The organism is Iodobacter ciconiae (genome assembly GCF_003952345.1).
In the GTDB taxonomy this organism is placed as follows: Bacteria; Pseudomonadota; Gammaproteobacteria; order Burkholderiales; family Chitinibacteraceae; genus Iodobacter; species Iodobacter ciconiae.
Window position 1 is genome coordinate 2926520 of record NZ_CP034433.1, and the last position, 17226, is coordinate 2943745.

General features: G+C 49.3%; 15 protein-coding genes. 11 read left to right on the plus strand and 4 right to left on the minus strand.

Annotation, left to right across the window (positions count from 1 at the left end; genetic code table 11):
- The first annotated feature begins 104 nt into the window (after window positions 1–104).
- The 5 genes from EJO50_RS12825 (at window position 105) to EJO50_RS12845 (ending at window position 6075) form a co-directional block, all read left to right on the plus strand.
- Window positions 105–2051, plus strand: a complete 1947-nt coding sequence (locus EJO50_RS12825; RefSeq protein ID WP_125974758.1) for a type IV pilus assembly protein FimV — start codon at window positions 105–107, stop codon at window positions 2049–2051.
- 67 nt (window positions 2052–2118) lie between these two features.
- Window positions 2119–3063, plus strand: a complete 945-nt coding sequence (gene hemC, locus EJO50_RS12830) for a hydroxymethylbilane synthase (RefSeq protein ID WP_125974760.1) — start codon at window positions 2119–2121, stop codon at window positions 3061–3063.
- On the plus strand, window positions 3063–3836 hold the full coding sequence (locus EJO50_RS12835) for a uroporphyrinogen-III synthase (protein WP_125974762.1): 774 nt from the start codon (window positions 3063–3065) through the stop codon (window positions 3834–3836). The genes hemC and EJO50_RS12835 overlap by 1 nt, the downstream gene beginning before the upstream one ends.
- Window positions 3833–4873, plus strand: coding sequence for a uroporphyrinogen-III C-methyltransferase (locus tag EJO50_RS12840; RefSeq protein ID WP_125974764.1), 1041 nt, complete (start codon window positions 3833–3835; stop codon window positions 4871–4873). Before EJO50_RS12835 ends, EJO50_RS12840 begins: the two co-directional genes overlap by 4 nt.
- Window positions 4870–6075: a heme biosynthesis HemY N-terminal domain-containing protein gene (locus EJO50_RS12845; RefSeq protein WP_125974766.1), complete on the plus strand. Its 1206-nt coding sequence runs from the start codon at window positions 4870–4872 to the stop codon at window positions 6073–6075. Before EJO50_RS12840 ends, EJO50_RS12845 begins: the two co-directional genes overlap by 4 nt.
- A gap of 52 nt (window positions 6076–6127) precedes the next feature.
- On the opposite strand, the gene EJO50_RS17190 is transcribed toward EJO50_RS12845, so the two are convergent.
- The 4 genes from EJO50_RS17190 to EJO50_RS12860 form a co-directional block, all read right to left on the minus strand.
- Window positions 6128–6286: a hypothetical protein gene (locus EJO50_RS17190; RefSeq protein WP_164521505.1), complete on the minus strand. Its 159-nt coding sequence runs from the start codon at window positions 6284–6286 to the stop codon at window positions 6128–6130.
- A 136-nt stretch (window positions 6287–6422) separates the two neighbouring features.
- A complete protein-coding gene (locus EJO50_RS12850; protein WP_125974768.1) occupies window positions 6423–6881 on the minus strand; it encodes a SixA phosphatase family protein in 459 nt (152 codons plus the stop codon).
- A gap of 9 nt (window positions 6882–6890) precedes the next feature.
- Window positions 6891–8969 (minus strand): polyphosphate kinase 1, encoded by a 2079-nt coding sequence (gene ppk1 / locus EJO50_RS12855; RefSeq protein ID WP_125974770.1) that lies wholly within the window; start codon window positions 8967–8969, stop codon window positions 6891–6893.
- Window positions 8970–9338: 369 nt separating this feature from the next.
- Window positions 9339–9605, minus strand: a complete 267-nt coding sequence (locus tag EJO50_RS12860) for an oxidative damage protection protein (protein WP_115228617.1) — start codon at window positions 9603–9605, stop codon at window positions 9339–9341.
- An 873-nt stretch (window positions 9606–10478) separates the two neighbouring features.
- Here EJO50_RS12860 and EJO50_RS12865 point away from each other — a divergent pair.
- The 6 genes from EJO50_RS12865 (at window position 10479) to wecC (ending at window position 17213) form a co-directional block, all read left to right on the plus strand.
- Window positions 10479–11258 carry an ABC transporter permease gene (locus tag EJO50_RS12865; RefSeq protein ID WP_206434390.1) on the plus strand — a complete coding sequence of 260 codons (780 nt, stop codon included), beginning with the start codon at window positions 10479–10481 and terminating at the stop codon, window positions 11256–11258.
- Window positions 11255–11920 carry an ABC transporter ATP-binding protein gene (locus EJO50_RS12870; protein ID WP_125974774.1) on the plus strand — a complete coding sequence of 222 codons (666 nt, stop codon included), beginning with the start codon at window positions 11255–11257 and terminating at the stop codon, window positions 11918–11920. The genes EJO50_RS12865 and EJO50_RS12870 overlap by 4 nt, the downstream gene beginning before the upstream one ends.
- Before the next feature lie 98 nt (window positions 11921–12018).
- On the plus strand, window positions 12019–13068 hold the full coding sequence (locus EJO50_RS12875; RefSeq protein WP_206434391.1) for a KpsE/RkpR family capsule polysaccharide export protein: 1050 nt from the start codon (window positions 12019–12021) through the stop codon (window positions 13066–13068).
- Window positions 13069–13071: 3 nt separating this feature from the next.
- Entirely contained in the window at window positions 13072–14784 is a 1713-nt protein-coding gene (locus EJO50_RS12880) for a polysaccharide biosynthesis/export family protein (protein WP_125974778.1), read from the plus strand.
- Window positions 14785–14803: 19 nt separating this feature from the next.
- Window positions 14804–15952 carry a non-hydrolyzing UDP-N-acetylglucosamine 2-epimerase gene (wecB, locus tag EJO50_RS12885; RefSeq protein WP_125974780.1) on the plus strand — a complete coding sequence of 383 codons (1149 nt, stop codon included), beginning with the start codon at window positions 14804–14806 and terminating at the stop codon, window positions 15950–15952.
- Entirely contained in the window at window positions 15936–17213 is a 1278-nt protein-coding gene (gene wecC, locus EJO50_RS12890; RefSeq protein ID WP_125974782.1) for a UDP-N-acetyl-D-mannosamine dehydrogenase, read from the plus strand. Before wecB ends, wecC begins: the two co-directional genes overlap by 17 nt.
- The last annotated feature ends 13 nt before the right edge of the window (window positions 17214–17226 follow it).

Below are 17226 nucleotides of genomic sequence, written 5' to 3' on the forward strand. Positions count from 1 at the left end.
AGTCCAGCTACGACGCTCCCTATACAGCTAACTTGGCATTAGAACAGATAACACAATTGATGATGATAAACCCCTCTTCTCTCAAGCCGCAATTTGGATGGAAAATGCTGTGCCTTACACTGGCAATCAGTGAGCCGGCGGCCGCTCTGACACTGGGAGAACTAACCGTCCAATCTGCCGTCGGTCAACGCTTTCGCGGTAAAGTAAGCTATCAACTTTCCCCTACAGATGACCCGGCTGAAGAGTGCAGCAAACTAAGTATCATCGCTCCAAATGATGAACTGCCCGGACTGGGGCCTGCCTCCCTGCGCCTGCAAAGCAAAGAGCGTGGTGGAGAAATTCTGATTCAATCTGCCAACATCGTATTTGAGCCAATAACCAGCTTCAATATAAAAATGGAGTGTAAAGGTCAACAACTGCAACGCAGCTACACTGTGTTTTTAGACCCTGCACCACTTACACCGCCAACTGTTGCTGAAGAGCCGCCTCCTTCGGCAGCTCGCCCTACAGAAAACATTGCACCAAGCCGCCCGCAACGCACAGCAAAACCACTAAAAACCAGTAAAGCCACAGAAAGCCAAACAACGACAGCCCGTAATCATTCATCTAAACCTGCCGAAATAGCTCAGCCTCTGCCCGCTGGCAATGGGCAATTACGCATCGAAAGCGAATTAAGCTTTAAAAATCAGCCTCCGGCCGTGCTCAGCCCTGAAGAACTGAAAATCAAAATTGAGACAATACAAAGCTTACAGGAGCAGCTTCAGTCAGAAATGATCCGCTTGCAACAATCGATGTTGCAGCTGCAAGCCCTAAATGACAGTGCAGGCCCCGTTTCGGCAAGCAATATCAGTCCCGAGCCTACCCCCGCCCCTTCTGCCAGCCTAAACATCAGCAAAATCGCGCCACCAAAGCCTTCTAAAGCCCCGGTAGTGGAACCCATACCCCCAAAGCGCGTAAAAACAGAGGACTCCACAGGCTGGTGGATGGCCGCCGTACTCGCACTGCTGGCTGTTGCAGCGGGTGCCGGTTTATGGCTGCGCCGCCATCAGCGAAATACCTGGGATACGGATGCAGAAAGCTCCATTTCCAATATCCAGCGGACTGGTCAGAAAATCATAAAACCTGCAAATGCAATGGAAGAGCATTCGCTTTTCCGGCATAGCCAGCTGTTTTACGGCGGTATTGAAGTTCAGGAAGAAGAAGACGGCAGCGCCACACTGGAGCGAGCGCAATTGCTGGTGGCCCAAGGTGAAACGGATCAGGCAATCGAGCTTCTCTACCAAACCATTGACGAAAACGAAGCGGACAACGAGCCGTGGCTGCTGCTGTTCCGGGTATTGCGTCAGCAGGGCATGAAAACCGAATACGCCCAGCTGGCCAGACGCTTCCATGATTTGGGAGCCGATGCAGACGACTGGGCGCTGGTCCGCAATATTGGCCACCGTCTGGATCCGGAAAACCCGCTCTACAGCACGCATGAAACCGATATTGAAATCAGTATTGAACCCGCTGCCGAGCAAGAAACAGCAGAAGCTGCCAGCCCTTCTGAGGCTATGCCCCAGACTATCGAGCCCGTCGCTGCCGAGCCCTTAAGCGATCAGGACGCTTTGCTGATGGAGTTTTTATCGCCGGTTGAAGAAGAACGCACCGTACAACGTACGGATGCCAGATCAGCACCACAAGTTATTTCGCTTGATCTGCCACCACTGGAATTCTCTCTGCCTGAAACCAATAACAGCGCTCTGGATATTTCATTACTTAGTGATGAAGAAACAATCGAAGCCTCTATGCCGCTTGAACACGCTGAGGAAGTAGAAATGTCGGTGCCGTTTGAAAAAATAACGCCCATACCATCCGAATTATTGCTCTCGTTTGAAAAAACAGAACACATAAATATCGAGCCTTCAATAGACTTTGAAATAGCCGAACCGGTAGAAATAGAATCCCCCTTGTCCCATGAAGAAGCCCAAGCAATTGAAGAAATAGACCTGGTGGAATTAGAAATCGATCAACTACCTCCACCCGCGCACTTCGAACCACGTAAACACTGAAGCCAACCTGGCCTTCAGCTGATGATAGAATGCGTTCCTATATGCACTCACGCTAAAGGATACGCAAGTGACTGAACCTAACCGCCTTGTTATCGCTACCCGCGAAAGCCCGCTTGCGCTCTGGCAGGCCAACCACGTTAAGGCGCGGCTTGAGGCGCTTTACCCTGGACTTCAGGTTGAATTACTCGGCATGACCACACAGGGTGACCGGATTTTAGACGTAACCCTGAATAAAATTGGCGGCAAGGGGCTATTTGTCAAAGAGCTGGAAACGGCCATCAGCGAAGGCCGTGCAGACATTGCCGTGCATTCAATGAAAGACGTGCCGATGGTTTTACCCGAAGGCTTCACACTGGCCGCCATTGGCGAGCGGGAAGACCCCCGTGATGCTTTTGTCTCCAATCAATACGATTCACTTGATCAATTAACCGCTGGCTGTGTCGTTGGCACATCCAGCCTGCGCCGCGAATCACAATTACGCGCACGCTTTCCGCATCTGGTCATTAAGCCTTTACGCGGCAATGTGGGCACTCGTTTGGGTAAGCTCGATGCCGGTGAATACGATGCAATTATCCTGGCCTCGGCAGGGCTGATTCGCCTGGGATTGGCCAGCCGGATTAAAAGTGCTATTTCCCCTGATGACAGCCTGCCCTCTCCTGGCCAGGGTGCGCTGGGTATTGAGGTACGCAGTGACCGTAGCGATTTAATCTCGTTGCTAACCCCGTTTAATCACCCGGCAACAGCGGCGTGTGTTACAGCAGAGCGCTCTTTGTCCCGCCGTCTGGGTGGCTCCTGCCAGATTCCATTGGGTGCTTTTGCCGAAGAAGATGATGGCTTTTTGCGCCTGCGTGCCTTTATTGCCAACCCGGATGGCAGCGATATTATCTATGCCGAAGGCAATGGCTCTTTAGCTGCAGCCAATGGCTTAGGCTTACAGGTAGCCGAGCTGCTGTGCACCGAAGGCGCAACCGAGATTCTGAAGAGTCTGGCTGCAGCTGCTGCCGCAGAATAATGCAAATACTGAGCGGCCTGCGCCTGTGGGTTACGCGTCCCAGCCAGCAAGCGGCAGATTTGGTCAATCTGCTGCATGCCGCGGGCGCTGAGGTACTGCCCCTGCCCCTGCTCGAAATCGCCCCGCCAGCCGACCTTGCGCCACTGCAATTTGCACTGGCAAATATCGGACAATTTGATTTGGCTGTTTTTATCAGCCCGTCTGCACTTGATGCCGTATTTGCCCGGTTACCCGGCCCCTGGCCGCAAAATTTACCAGTGGCAGTAGTAGGGCCAGGCAGCGAGCGACGGGCAAGGGCACTCGGGGTTCAGGATATTATCTGCCCCGCCTCACAATTTGATAGCGAAGGCCTGCTGCAAGAAGCCAGAATGCAGTCTTTAGCGGGCAAAAAGCTGGTGTTATTTCGTGGAAATGGCGGACGTGAATTATTACCAAGTGCCTTACAAGAGCGTGGTGCACTGCTGACCCTGATTACCGCCTACCAAAGACAGCCTCCCCGCTTTGATCTGGACCATTTAACCAGCCAATTAGACAGGGGTTGTGATGGCATCATCATATCCAGCTCCGAAGCAGCGCAACACTTATTCCAGCTAGCTGGAGGCGAGGCGCTGCAAGCGTTACAATCACGCATATATTTCGTACCTCATCCACGTATTGCACAGACGCTGATCGCCTTGGGTGCAAAACAAATAGAACTTACGGATGCGGGGGATAGCGGCATTTTGCATGGCATCTGTCTGCACTTCACAAAACCCCGCCAGGAATCAAGATGACTCAGGATACTTCACAAGACTCGCTCGCAGCGACACTACAAACGCCTAGCCGTCGCTTCGTTCCTCAGGCCGCTATTGTGCTCAGCTGCGTAGCCATCATCGCGGCTGCGGGTGTCTGGCTGTATCAGCAGCAGGCCATGGAGCAATTCAAGCTGGACATCAGCCGCCAGCTGGCTGCCAATAAAAACAGCACGGTGGAATTTAGCAAACAGCTGGCAGGCAGTGCCAAACTATACGAGCAATTTGCTACCAAGCTTTCGCTGCTTGAAGCAAAGCAGGCTGAGTCACTCAGCCAGCAGCAAGCGCTAAATAATATGTATGAAGCGCTTACCCATAACGAAACACATCGTGCGCTTTCCGAAATAGAGCAAATTCTGGGCTTTGCCAGCCAGCAGTTACAATTGGGCGGCAATGTCAATGGCGCACTGCTTGCGCTGACAAATATCGACCAGAAACTTGCACAACTTAATCGCCCCGAACTGATCAGCCTGCGTCAGAGCATTACCCGGGATATTGATACCCTGAAAGCACTGCCCTATGTGGATATTATCGGCATCAGCGTCAAGCTGGATAGTCTGATCAAAGGGCTGCAAGACTTACCTCTGTCTATTGATGGCTACCGCCAGCCGCCCGCTGCAATAAAAGCATCGACCAGCAGTACCGCCTTGGTCAAATTTTCGGATGAAATCTGGCAACAACTTAAACAACTCATCCAGATCCGCCGCATGGATAAGCCGGAAGCCATGCTGCTGTCCCCGGAACAAAGTTTTTTCTTACGTGAAAACATCAAGCTAAGGCTGCTGGATGCCCGCATATCCCTGCTGCTCAAGGACAAAACCAGCTACAACAGCGATCTCACGGCAGCCCTGCGTTATCTGGAACAATATTTCGATAAAAAAGCACCGCAAACTGCTGCATCCATCGCCACACTCAAGCAATTAGCAGCACAGGATCTGGCAATTCAATTGCCCGAATTAGGCAGTAGCCTGGCGGCAGTACGCAGCGCCCGCACCATTGCAGAAAGGGCCAAGCAATGAGAATTTTACTCTGGATCATTGCCTTATTTGCGCTGGCCGTAGGCCTTACCCTGTTTGCCCAGCTCAATACCGGCTATGTGTTGCTTTTCCTGCCGCCACGGCGTATTGAAATTTCGCTGAATGTATTTGTGATACTGATGCTGCTCACCGTTGCCCTGCTGTATATGCTGCTGCGTGTTGTTGCAGAGCTGGGCGGCCTTCCGCACAAAGTAAAGCAATACCGTGAACGCCAGCAAAGAGATGCCTCAATTCAGCTGGAACGTGAGGCACGCCTGGCGTTTTTTGAAGGCCGCTATCAACGGGCAGAGCGCCTGGCAGGCGAAGCCCTCAATAACAGCGAAAATAATGACGCTTTTGCAGTCAATGCGCTGCTTGCCAGCCGTGCCTCGCATCAAATGCGTGATTTTGCCCGCCGCGATCAGTATCTGGAGAAACTCCAGCAACGCTTTGGTAATCAGCACTTAGCTGCAGCAATGATGGCCGGAGAGTTATATCTGGATGAGCGCCGCTACACCGATGCAGGCAATGCCCTTGCCGCAGCAAGACAAATCTCGCCCAAGCTTACCGCAGCCCTGCAGCTTGAGCTGCGTTTACGCCTGCGTGAAGAAAACCCGGATGCTGTGCTACGCCTGGTAGAGCAACTGGCAAAAAGCGAAGCCGTAGATGCCGAACAAGCCAGACGCATCCGCAACCAGGCTTATCTGCTCAGGCTGAAACAGCAGCCTTTATCAAGCCATCAGCTCAAAGACTGGTGGAATAAACTGCCAGCCAGCGACAAAGGATTACCGCTGCTGGTAGAGGCCGTTGCAGACAGCTACAAAAATCAGGGCGAGCCTGCTCTGGCACGCAGCTTACTGGAAGAAACCCTTAGAAATGAATGGTCCAGCACGCTGGCTGGCCGCTACGGCTCGCTGGGCTTAAGCGGGGAAGCTTTAATTTCCCAGCTTCAACAGGCAGAGCTGTGGCTTAAACAGCACCCGAAAGATCATTTACTGCTGCTGACGCTTGGCAGGCTTTGCCGGGCCAGCGCACTTTGGGGTAAAGCACAAACCTATCTGGAAGCCAGTATTGCGGTGCACCCGACTGCCGTGGCTCATTCAGAGCTGGCGGAGCTACTTGCTTCACTGGATAAAAATGATGCCGCCAGCCGGCATTACCGGGCCAGCCTGGCACTGGCTTTGCCACAAGCCAGCTTGCTTTAAAAAAACACGTGGCAAAAAAAACGGCTGCATCGATTGCAGCCGTTTTGCATATTTAACCCTTATTGTTCTGAGGCAGTGGCAGTACCGTTTTTTTCTCATCAGAAAAAGAAACCCATGAAAATGGAGCAGCTTCCTTATTACGCTCAAAAAAATCAGGCTCAATATAGCCAGAGGGTGCAGCAGGTTTGCGAACTTGAGTATGAGTTAGCATTTTATTGCCCCCGATTAATTTGCGTTAAAATATTACTCAACAATAACACAATGCATTAATACGATTGCTCGAATACCACCCCAAACAAAAGACAGACTTTCTATTTAAGCAGCAGTACATTCTAATTAAACAACGATTAAAGTAATTCCGGCGACATTACCGTCCGCAATAAATAACTGATCTGCCCGTCTTTTACCTGTCTTTGCAACCACCAGCAGCCACCACGACGCAGCTCCCAATCCAGCTCTTTGCCTGCAAGCACCACTGCCGCAGCACGCCCAAGCTCTGGCTGATGCCCCACCAGTACAACCGTCTTTCCCGGCTCACGGGGCCAGTTGCTAACCTCGATATACGAAGCTGCTAAAGCACCGGGGTTTAGCCTTGCATCAATCTTAAATTGCTTACTTAATGCCCTGGCCGTTTCCCGGCAACGCAACGCCTCACTGCTCACCACTGTGAATGCGCTCCCATCGAAGCGCTTGCTCAGCCAGCTAGCCATTTTCTCGGCCTGCTTACGCCCTTTAGAGGTTAAAGGGCGCAGCAAATCATCCGCCCCATCCTCCGCTTCTGCATGACGCCACAAGATTAAATCCACAATCGTCCTTCAATTACGTGGTTTAGCAGTTAATTCTGCCAATAGCGTAGCTTGCGATGAGCGCACCTTTCCGCCCCTTGATGTCTTACGGCGATAGCGGCCATCAGACTGCATTTCCCATGCCTGAGTATTATCCACCAGGCCTGGTCGCAAACTTTCACGAATTACACGCCGTTTTACTTTTAAATCCAGAACCGGGAAGGCAATTTCAATGCGGCGGAATAAATTGCGCCCCATCCAGTCAGCAGAAGAAAGATAAACATCCTCTGCCCCGCCATTGTAAAAATAGAAAACGCGGTGATGCTCTAATAAACGCCCAACCACAGATCGCACCCGGATATTGTCCGACACGCCGGGAATACCGGGTCGCAAAGCACAAACTCCACGCACGATCAAATGAATGGTTACCCCGGCCTGCGATGCCTGATAAAGCTTATCAATCACGGTAGGCTCCAGCAAGGCATTCATCTTGGCGATAATCACCGCCTTGCGGCCCGCCTTGGCGTGGACAATTTCTTTATCAATGTACTTCAGAATATTTGGCTGCAAAGTAAACGGCGCTTGCCACAGCTGATGATGATCCCCCGCCAGGCCAAGACCGGTGAGCTGCATAAATACGTCGTTTACATCACTGACGATTTCTTCATTCACAGTCATCAAGCCAAAATCGGTATAAAGCTTGGTTGTACGCGGATGGTAATTACCCGTACCAACATGGGCGTAACGACGCAGTTTTCCTTCTTCACGGCGTACAATCAACAGCATTTTTGCGTGTGTTTTATAGCCATACACGCCATACACCACGTGCACCCCGGCCAGCTCCAGCTTGGCCGCCCAGTTGATATTGGCTTCTTCATCAAAACGCGCCATCAGCTCAACCACAGCGGTGACTTCCTTACCCCGGCCAGCCGCATCACACAGCGCTTCCATCAGGGCAGATTCGGTACCCGTGCGGTAAACTGTCATTTTGATCGCCACCACCTGCGGGTCTCTTGCTGCCTGCTGCAGCAAATCGATCACGGGGGTGAAACTCTGGTAAGGGTGATGCAAAAGAATATCACCATGGCGAATGGCAGCAAACATATCCGGCTGCTTGCGCAGCTCAGCAGGCACGCCCGGCATAAAGGGCTCGAATTTCAAATCTGAGCGATCAACCTGATCCGGCACCTGCATCAGCCGCACCAGATTAACCGGGCCGTTCACGCGGTAAAGATCCACATCCTGCAAACCAAACTGATCACGCAAGAAATGCTGTAAATGCTTAGGACAATTATCAGCCACCTCCAAACGCACGGCGTCGCCATAGGAGCGCTGCGATAATTCCCCTTTCAGCGCGGCACGCAAATCTTTCAGATCATCATCATCAACCGACAGATCCGAATCCCGCGTCACCCGGAACTGATAACAGCCCAGCACATGCATACCCGAGAACAGCTCATCCACATGCGCATGCAAAATAGAGGACAAAAATACAAAGCCATGCTCCACGCCCGAGATATCGGCAGGCATTTTTACAAAGCGCGGCAAAATACGCGGCGCCTGCACAATGGCGATTCCCGAGCTGCGGCCAAAGGCATCATTGCCTTCCAGCTCAACAATAAAATTCAGTGATTTATTTAATACACGTGGAAAAGGATGCGAAGGATCAAGACCGATCGGCGTAAGAATAGGCATCAATTCCCGGAAAAAGAAATCCCGCACCCACTCGCGCTGCTCATCTGTCCACACGCTGCGGCGGAAAAAATGAATGCCTTCCTTAGCCAGCGCGGGAAGCATTACTTCCAGCAATAAATCATACTGGCGATCAACCAAATCATGCGCCTCACGCGCCACCAGCTCAAAAGCCTGTAATGGCGTCATCCCCTCAGGCAAAAGCCGGGCCGGGTTATGGCGCATATTTTCTTTCAGCCAGGCTACACGTACTTCAAAAAACTCATCCAGATTAGATGACACAATACACAAAAATTTTAAACGTTCCAGTAAAGGATTACTTGCATCTTCCGCCTGGGCTAATACCCGGCGATTAAACTCCAGCAACCCCATTTCACGGTTTAGCATTAATTGATTATCTGCAGGTTTATAACTCATCACTTTTTGCTCAAATTAAATAGCCCATCAAAAAAACGGATGACAAGAAATATAACTCGGTCAGCTAAAAAACACTGATCCATTTATTTTTACCATTACCGATCAGACAAAAAACCGGTATTAACGCATGCTCTGCTCAAGAGCATGCGAAAATGATAAACAGAGCCTCAGGATTGTCCTGAAAACTTAACAATACCTGTTTAACTCCGATATAAACCCAAATAAATTGATAAACTGGATCTACAAATGAGCGGGCAAAACAAATAACCCGCCAGAGTTTAAAATCTTAAATACACCAACGCTTTGCAATAGACAAAATGGGGTTACAAAAAAACAAAGGCCAGATATAAACAGCCTCTGCCTCACGATTTATTGCGGTACAAAACCCGCAGGCATTTCTGCGCCATCACCAAAGAAATAATTCTCCAGCTGCTGTTGCAAATACTGACGCGCACGCGGATCAGCCAGACTCAGACGGTTTTCATTAATCAGCATGGTTTGATGCTTAACCCAGGCCTGCCATGCTTCCTTGGATACGTTATCAAAAACCTTCTTGCCTAAAGCCCCCGGCAGCGGCGGAAAATCCATCCCTTCTGCTTCACGGCCCAACTTTACACAATTCACAGTGCGGCTCATTCGTATCACCTCAATAATATTACATTTATATTTCTAGAAAATAACAAAAACCTGTTCTTAATCAACTTAAAAACATATCAAACTTTTACCGAAACAAACACCCCTCTTGCCTGCCTCTGAGATAACAACAAGCACCTTCTGATTCAACCAGGGTAACTGAGAATTATAACAGAGCAGACACACACAGCAAAAAAGGCGGCCCCGAAAAGCAATGCCGAATAAAAACCCTGCACAAAGTAGCCCGCACGGCACAAAAACAGAGATTTCCTCTCATAAACTGGCAGCCCCAAACTAACTTACATTAAAACCATGCAAATGGGAAACATGTAAAATGCTTAAAATATAACTTACAAAAACATCAAAAATAGCAAGAAAAAACTATTTTTAATAAACGACATTTGTAATAAACCAGAAATATAAGCAACGCCGATAAAAAACAAACTCCCCCCAACCCGCAAAACAATATTATCTCCCGAATAAAAAACGCAAATATTCACACAAGCAGACATTACAAAAGAAAAACAATACAAAAAAACATTTTAAAACAGTCACTTAAACATAAATATGAGTATGAGTATGGCAACTTTCTCTTATCTAAAAATCAATTCATACGATTGACATATTATGTTGATGAACGTTACATTTGAAACTACTTCTAAGTAAAATCTTAATAACCATTGTTATTAATGGATTTAAGAACATATTCTTATATCCACTCCATCGCATTTTGTGTATGCCCATTCTGTGGTTTGATGATTTGGTGGAAATAAAGCAGCAACTCTAACCAAGTGGTCAAGCTCGTGTTTTTACAAGTCAATGAAGCGAATGTGTCCCTGCCCCTCCTTTCCTCTTTCTTAAAGAATGCCAAATAATATGGCACGCAGCTCTCCAGCCATCACACTGGCAGTTTGGAAAGCACTATTTCTGCGTGAAGCTGTAAGCCGCTTATTTTCTGGACGTGCCACCTGGTTCTGGCTGCTGGCCGAGCCTGTATTCCACGTTACTTATCTCATATTTATTTTTACTGGCATCCGAGTACACAACATCGGCGGTATTGACACTGCTGTCTGGATCATGACAGGCATGCTTGCCTACTTTATGTTTACCCGTACCGGCATTCAAGTCATGAATGCTATTAGTGCAAATCGTGCACTCTTTACCTATAGACAGGTAAAACCAATTGATACGTTGCTGGTTCGAAGCAGCCTAGAAGGGCTGCTTATGATGATAATCACGACTACCTTACTGATAGGAGCCGCCATTTTTGGTCACTCCGTTACTCCATCAGACCCACTCTCCGTAATACAAGCATTTTTAGGGCTTTGGCTTGTTGGCCTCGGTTTTGGACTAGTAACTTCCATCGCAATTGAGCTAATTCCTGAATTAAGCCATCTGATCAGATTAATAATGATGCCACTTTATTTTATTTCTGGAGCCATGTTCCCTATTTCCTCTGTTCCACAGCCCTACAGAGATTGGCTTTTACTTAACCCCATAGTGCATGGCTTAGAAGCGACACGCCTTGGGTTTGCCCAAAATTATCATGCCATTACGGAGTTAAGTATTGCCTATATCTATTATTTTGCCCTAGTAAGCATTTTTTTAGGCTTGGCTCTACATCGCCGCTTTGCCTCTAAACTGATAACCCTATGATTATTGTTAACGATGTTCACAAGCGCTACCAAACCGAGCACGGCCCAGGAAAGTGGGTTTTACAAGGAGTTAATTTTACGATTCCGCCCAAGCTCAATGTCGGGCTGATTGGTGCAAATGGCGCAGGTAAATCCACGCTTTTGCAAATAGTCGCAGGAGTCGACCAGCCCACCAAAGGCTATGTAGAACGAAAATGCCGAGTTTCCTGGCCCATGGGCTTTGGCGGAGGCCTACAAGGATCATTAACCGGACGACAAAATTCCAAATTTGTTTGCCGCATCCATGGCCATTCCGATGACATCCCCGATCGCTTGGCCTTTATTCAGGACTTTGCTGAAATTGGTGTTGCATTTGAGCAGCCCGTTAAAACATATTCCTCGGGTATGCGAGCACGTTTGCAATTTGCGATGTCTTTGGCTTTTAATTTTGACTTTTATATTTCCGATGAAGTGACCGCTGTTGGTGATGCATCGTTCAATGGAAAAGCAGAAGCCGCATTTAATAATCTGGCCGATCAAGCAGGTTTAATTATGGTTTCCCACGGCGAAGATACATTAAAGAAATTTTGTTCTGCAGGGATATGGATACACCAAGGCAAAGCACACTGGTTTAACTTAATTGACGATGCCCTTTACGCCTATAAAGACACCCTTCCAAAATGATAACAAAATTTAGAAATAGCCCAATTGCTAAAACATGGGCAAGACAACGAAAGAAAACAATCCCATTATTCAAAAACTATCGAATTATGGCTATCGCCATGATCACCAGCCTATTTGCCATCATTTACTGGCTAACAATCGCATCGGATCGCTATGTATCTACCGCGCATGTGATTATTCAGCGTACCGATGTGGCCGGTGCCCAGGCTATGGATTTCTCCAGCTTGCTTGGTGGTACAGGCAGCAACCGCGCAGATCAGCTGCTGCTGCGCGATCATTTACTCTCTATCGATATGCTCAAAAAGCTGGATAAGCGCCTAAATCTGCGCGCCCATTACAGCGACAGCCGCCATGACCTGCTATCCCGCATGTGGTCCGTAGATGACTCTATCGAGCATTTTCACAATTACTACCTATCCCGCGTCAGTGTGGAATTTGACGATTACACCGGCGTGCTGATTATTAAAGCCCAGGGCTACAACGCCAAAATGGCCCAGGCCATTAGCAGCCTGCTGCTGGCCGAGGGCGAACAATTCATGAATGAAATGGTGCATAGCTTAGGCAAAACACAAGTTGAATTCTTGGAAAAACAAGTCGCGACCATGAGCGAGCGAGCCATCCAGGCCCGGCAGGCTGTATTAAGTTACCAGAATAAAAAAGGGCTGGTTTCCCCGCAAGCCACCGCAGAAAATATTGCCGGCATTGTGGCTGCACTCGAAGGCCAGAAAACTACGCTGGAAACCCAGCGCAGCGCGCTGCAATCTTATTTAGTACAGGACCACAGCAGCATTATTCAGCTGGATCAGCAAATTGCCGCTATTGCCAAACAGCTGGCCGAGGAGCAGGCCAAGCTTACCTCGGACACAGGCAAGCCGCTAAATCGCACGGTAGAAGAATTTCAGCGCCTGGAAATGCAGGCCGCCTTTGCGCAAGACATCTACAAAGTAGCTCTGGTTGCTCTGGAAAAAGGCCATATCGAAGCCACCCGCATGATCAAAAAAGTATCGGTGATCCAGGCCCCAAGCCTGCCTGAATATCCACTAGAGCCGCGCCGCTATTACAACACGCTGGTGTTTATGCTCGTCATCATGCTTATAGCCGGTGTAACACAGCTGCTGGCCGCCATTATTCGCGACCATAAGGACTGACCCATGAGAATCGCCTCCACCTTGATCAGCATACTGGCCCTGCTTTGTGCCGTACCCGCTATTGCCGCCAGCCCCTTTGACATCAGACCCACTCAAAAACAGGCCGGGCAAGAGCAACAACTTGCCAAACTAGCCAACCCTGCCGCCGATGAGCAGCCACTGGCCGAGCCACCGCAGCAATATGACTACAGCGCCAATTTAAAAAGCGATGTGTTTGGGGCCAATCTATTTACCGGCGCATTTGCCCGTGCCGGCGCCACCCAATTCAACCCCGATTACGCCGTGGCCGTGGGTGACAAAATCCAGATTCGCCTATGGGGCGCTTTTGATTTTGACAGCAAGCTAACCGTAGACCCCAAGGGCAATATTTTCCTGCCCCATGTAGGCCCCGTTCCCCTGCTGGGTGTGCGTAATCAGGATTTGCAACGCATGGTAGAAGCCGCCGTCGCAAAAACATTTCGCTCTAATGTAAGCAGCTACGCCAGCCTGGCCGCAGCCCAGCCCGTACGGATTTTTGTGAGCGGCTTTGTAAACCGCCCCGGCCTCTATAGCGGCACCAGTATGGACAGCCTGCTGCATTATCTGGATCAGGCTGGCGGCATAGACGCTGATCGCGGCTCCTTTTTAAACGTGCAGGTAAAACGCGGCCAGAGCGTGCGGGCCAGCGCCAATCTTTACGACTTCCTGCTAAATGGCGTCATGCCGCAGATTCAACTAAGCGATGGCGATGTAATTTTTGTAGCGCCACGTCAGCGTAGCGTAAAAGTAAACGGCCTGGCTGCCAATGCCAAACGCTTTGAATTTAGCGACCAAAGCCGCAGCGTGGCCGACCTGATCAAAATCACCAAACCCAGTGCTGCAGCCACTCATGTACGCGTGATACGCAACACAGGTAGCATCAAAAATATCGAGTACTATCCGCTGGCTGATGCTGCCAGTGTGGCCCTGCAAAATGGCGACGAGCTGGAATTTACCGCCGATAAAAAGCCCGGCAGCATTACCGTACGGGTAGAAGGTGAACACAGCAGCGCCCAGGAATACGTACTGCCCTACGGCTCACGTATGAGCGAGCTGCTAAGGCAGATCCAATACACCGATCATTCGGATCAGGCCAGCCTGCAGCTATTTCGCCAAAGCATAAAAGTACGGCAAAAACAAATGCTGGATACCTCGCTGCGATCATTAGAAGCCGCCGCCCTCACCGCCCGATCAGGCACCAGCGATGAAGCCGTGCTGCGCAAACAAGAAGCAGAGCTGATCTTGCAATGGGTAGAGCGCGCCAGAAAAATCGAACCCAGCGGCCAGGTCGTTATCGCCCAGGCCAGCAGCCGCGATCAACTCTTACTGGAAAACGGCGATGTATTACGCATCCCCACCAAGGATGGCCTGGTGCTGGTTAGCGGCGAAGTGCTCTTCCCTAACGCTGTAGCCTTTGATCAGACTCTACAGCTGGATGATTACATTAACCGCGCCGGTGGCTACACCCAGAACACCGACGCAGCCCGCATCATCGTCGCCCGCAGGGATGGCAGCTTTAAAGAAGCCAGCAGCGAAACCGGCATCTTTGGCTCTGCCAAAAGCACCATCGCCATCCAATCCGGCGACGAGATCTTGGTACTACCAAAAATCGACGTGAAATCGAGGCAGATATGGAAAGACATGACACAGGTTATCTATCAGATAGCGGTAAGTGCCAAAGTTGTTTTAGGACTTTAAATTAAAAAGAGTGCACGTAATGAAAGTACTAACTGTTTTTGGAACACGGCCTGAAGCAATCAAAATGGCACCGCTGGTAAACGCCCTAGCAAATGAAGCCAATATTGAATCCAAGGTCTGTGTAACAGCTCAACACCGTCAGATGCTAGACCAAGTTTTAGAGCTATTTGAAATTACACCAGACTATGATCTCAATATTATGAAGCCCGGCCAGACACTCTCGGGTATTAGCAGCGAGATTTTAACAAATCTTGAGCCGGTGCTAATGGAATTCCGCCCTGATCTAGTTCTTGTACATGGTGATACATCTACTACTTTTGCAGCGACACTTGCCGCCTATTATCAACAAATTGCAGTTGGCCATGTTGAAGCAGGTCTACGCACAGGTGATATTTATTCGCCATGGCCTGAAGAAGCAAACCGCAAACTAACCAGCACCTTAGCCAAACATCACTTTGCCCCGACCACACAGGCCCAACAGAACCTGTTACAAGAAGGAGTAAAGCAGGAAAATATCTACATCAGTGGCAATACCGTTATTGATGCGCTGCTTTGGGTTAAACAAAAGTTAGAAAGCGATTTAAACCTTACAAAACAGCTACACCAAAGCTTCCCTTTTCTACGGAAGGATGCGCGCTTAGTGCTAATCACAGGCCATCGCCGTGAGAATTTTGGAGAGGGTTTTGAACGGATCTGCTCAGCAATCCGTACCTTAGCCATCAATTTTCCTAATGTTGATTTCCTCTACCCAGTACACCTTAACCCGAACGTGCGCGAGCCTGTGGGCCGTATTTTGCAAGGGGTAAGCAACGTCCATCTGATTGAGCCGCAGGACTATCTACCCTTTGTCTACTTAATGACCCGTGCCCATATTATTTTGACCGACTCTGGCGGTATTCAAGAAGAAGCACCTTCGTTAGGCAAGCCTGTACTCGTCATGCGTGACACCACCGAGCGCCCCGAAGCAGTGGCTGCAGGCACCGTCAAATTGGTAGGTACCGATGCTGAAAATATTATTCAGGCCGTTACAACTCTGCTTAACGACCCCATTGAATACCAGCAAATGAGCATCGCCCATAACCCGTATGGGGATGGAAAAGCATGCGAGCGCATCATAAACATCATTAAAAAAAATCAACCTAGGAAAGAATATGCCGAAGCAATCTAAAGTATCCACAGTCTCTGTTATTGGCCTTGGCTATATTGGCCTGCCTACGGCGGCCATGTTTGCTTCGCGCAAAGTTAAAGTGATTGGCATTGATATTAACCAACACGCTGTTGATACCATCAACCAAGGCAAAATCCACATTGTGGAGCCAGAGCTAGATATGGTGGTACATGCTGCAGTGGCGGAAGGTTTCTTACGCGCCAGCACCAAAGCTGAGCCTGCTGACGCATTTTTAATTGCCGTACCAACCCCCTTCAAAGACGACCATGAGCCAGATTTAAGCTACGTCCGGTCGGCTGCAGAATCCATCGCCCCTGTTCTTAAAAAAGGCGATATCGTTATCCTTGAATCAACTTCACCAGTTGGAACCACGGAGCAAATGCTGCAATGGCTGGCCGCAACCCGGCCAGATCTTTGCTTTCCAACAGAAGGAGCAGCAACTACCGATATCGATGTAAATATCGCCTACTGCCCAGAACGAGTCTTACCTGGCCACGTAATTCGTGAACTGGTAGAAAACGATCGTATCATCGGCGGACTAAGTGAAGCATGCTCAAAAAAAGCCGCAGATATTTACCGGGTGTTTGTAACAGGAGAGTTGCTATTTACCAATGCCCGTACAGCAGAAATGGCCAAATTAACGGAAAACTCCTTCCGTGATGTAAACATCGCTTTTGCCAATGAACTATCACTGATCAGTGACAAACTAGACATCAATGTTTGGGAGCTGATCAAACTGGCCAATCATCATCCCCGCGTAAATATTTTGCAGCCTGGCTGTGGTGTAGGTGGCCATTGTATTGCTGTTGACCCATGGTTCATCGTCGACAAAACCCCCGATGAAGCCAGAATGATTCGCACTGCCCGTGAAGTAAACGATCACAAGCCAGAATGGGTCCTTGGCAAAATCAACGCTGCCATTGCCGCACTAACAGCAGCTGGCCGTGAAGAAGCATCTATCACCGTAGCGCTAATGGGCCTTGCATTTAAACCCAATATTGACGACCTGCGTGAAAGCCCTGCAGTACAAATTGCCAAACAGTTTGCAACTGCAACCCAAAGCAAGCTCATCCTGGTTGAACCAAATATCGAAATACCACCTGCACACTTAGCAGATCAAAAATTGGCATCCGTAGAAGATGCAATCGCTGTAGCCGATGTAGTTGTTCTGCTCGTAAAACATCGAGAATTTGCAACGATTAAAGAAAAATTGAGCAGCAACACCATCCTGATTGACGCCATTGGCATCGACGTAGCTTAAGTATAAAAAGAGT

Bases quoted from the DNA above. Each gene is read 5' to 3' on its own strand.
- wecB (WP_125974780.1), top strand. From the start codon at position 14,804: ATGAAAGTACTAACTGTTTTTGGAACACGGCCTGAAGCAATCAAAATG.
- EJO50_RS12840 (WP_125974764.1), top strand. From the start codon at position 3,833: ATGACTCAGGATACTTCACAAGACTCGCTCGCAGCGACACTACAAACG.
- ppk1 (WP_125974770.1), bottom strand. From the start codon at position 8,969: ATGAGTTATAAACCTGCAGATAATCAATTAATGCTAAACCGTGAAATG.
- EJO50_RS12845 (WP_125974766.1), top strand. From the start codon at position 4,870: ATGAGAATTTTACTCTGGATCATTGCCTTATTTGCGCTGGCCGTAGGC.
- EJO50_RS12835 (WP_125974762.1), top strand. From the start codon at position 3,063: ATGCAAATACTGAGCGGCCTGCGCCTGTGGGTTACGCGTCCCAGCCAG.
- EJO50_RS12865 (WP_206434390.1), top strand. From the start codon at position 10,479: ATGGCACGCAGCTCTCCAGCCATCACACTGGCAGTTTGGAAAGCACTA.
- EJO50_RS12860 (WP_115228617.1), bottom strand. From the start codon at position 9,605: ATGAGCCGCACTGTGAATTGTGTAAAGTTGGGCCGTGAAGCAGAAGGG.
- wecC (WP_125974782.1), top strand. From the start codon at position 15,936: ATGCCGAAGCAATCTAAAGTATCCACAGTCTCTGTTATTGGCCTTGGC.
- EJO50_RS17190 (WP_164521505.1), bottom strand. From the start codon at position 6,286: ATGCTAACTCATACTCAAGTTCGCAAACCTGCTGCACCCTCTGGCTAT.
- EJO50_RS12870 (WP_125974774.1), top strand. From the start codon at position 11,255: ATGATTATTGTTAACGATGTTCACAAGCGCTACCAAACCGAGCACGGC.
- EJO50_RS12825 (WP_125974758.1), top strand. From the start codon at position 105: ATGCTGTGCCTTACACTGGCAATCAGTGAGCCGGCGGCCGCTCTGACA.
- EJO50_RS12880 (WP_125974778.1), top strand. From the start codon at position 13,072: ATGAGAATCGCCTCCACCTTGATCAGCATACTGGCCCTGCTTTGTGCC.
- EJO50_RS12875 (WP_206434391.1), top strand. From the start codon at position 12,019: ATGATCACCAGCCTATTTGCCATCATTTACTGGCTAACAATCGCATCG.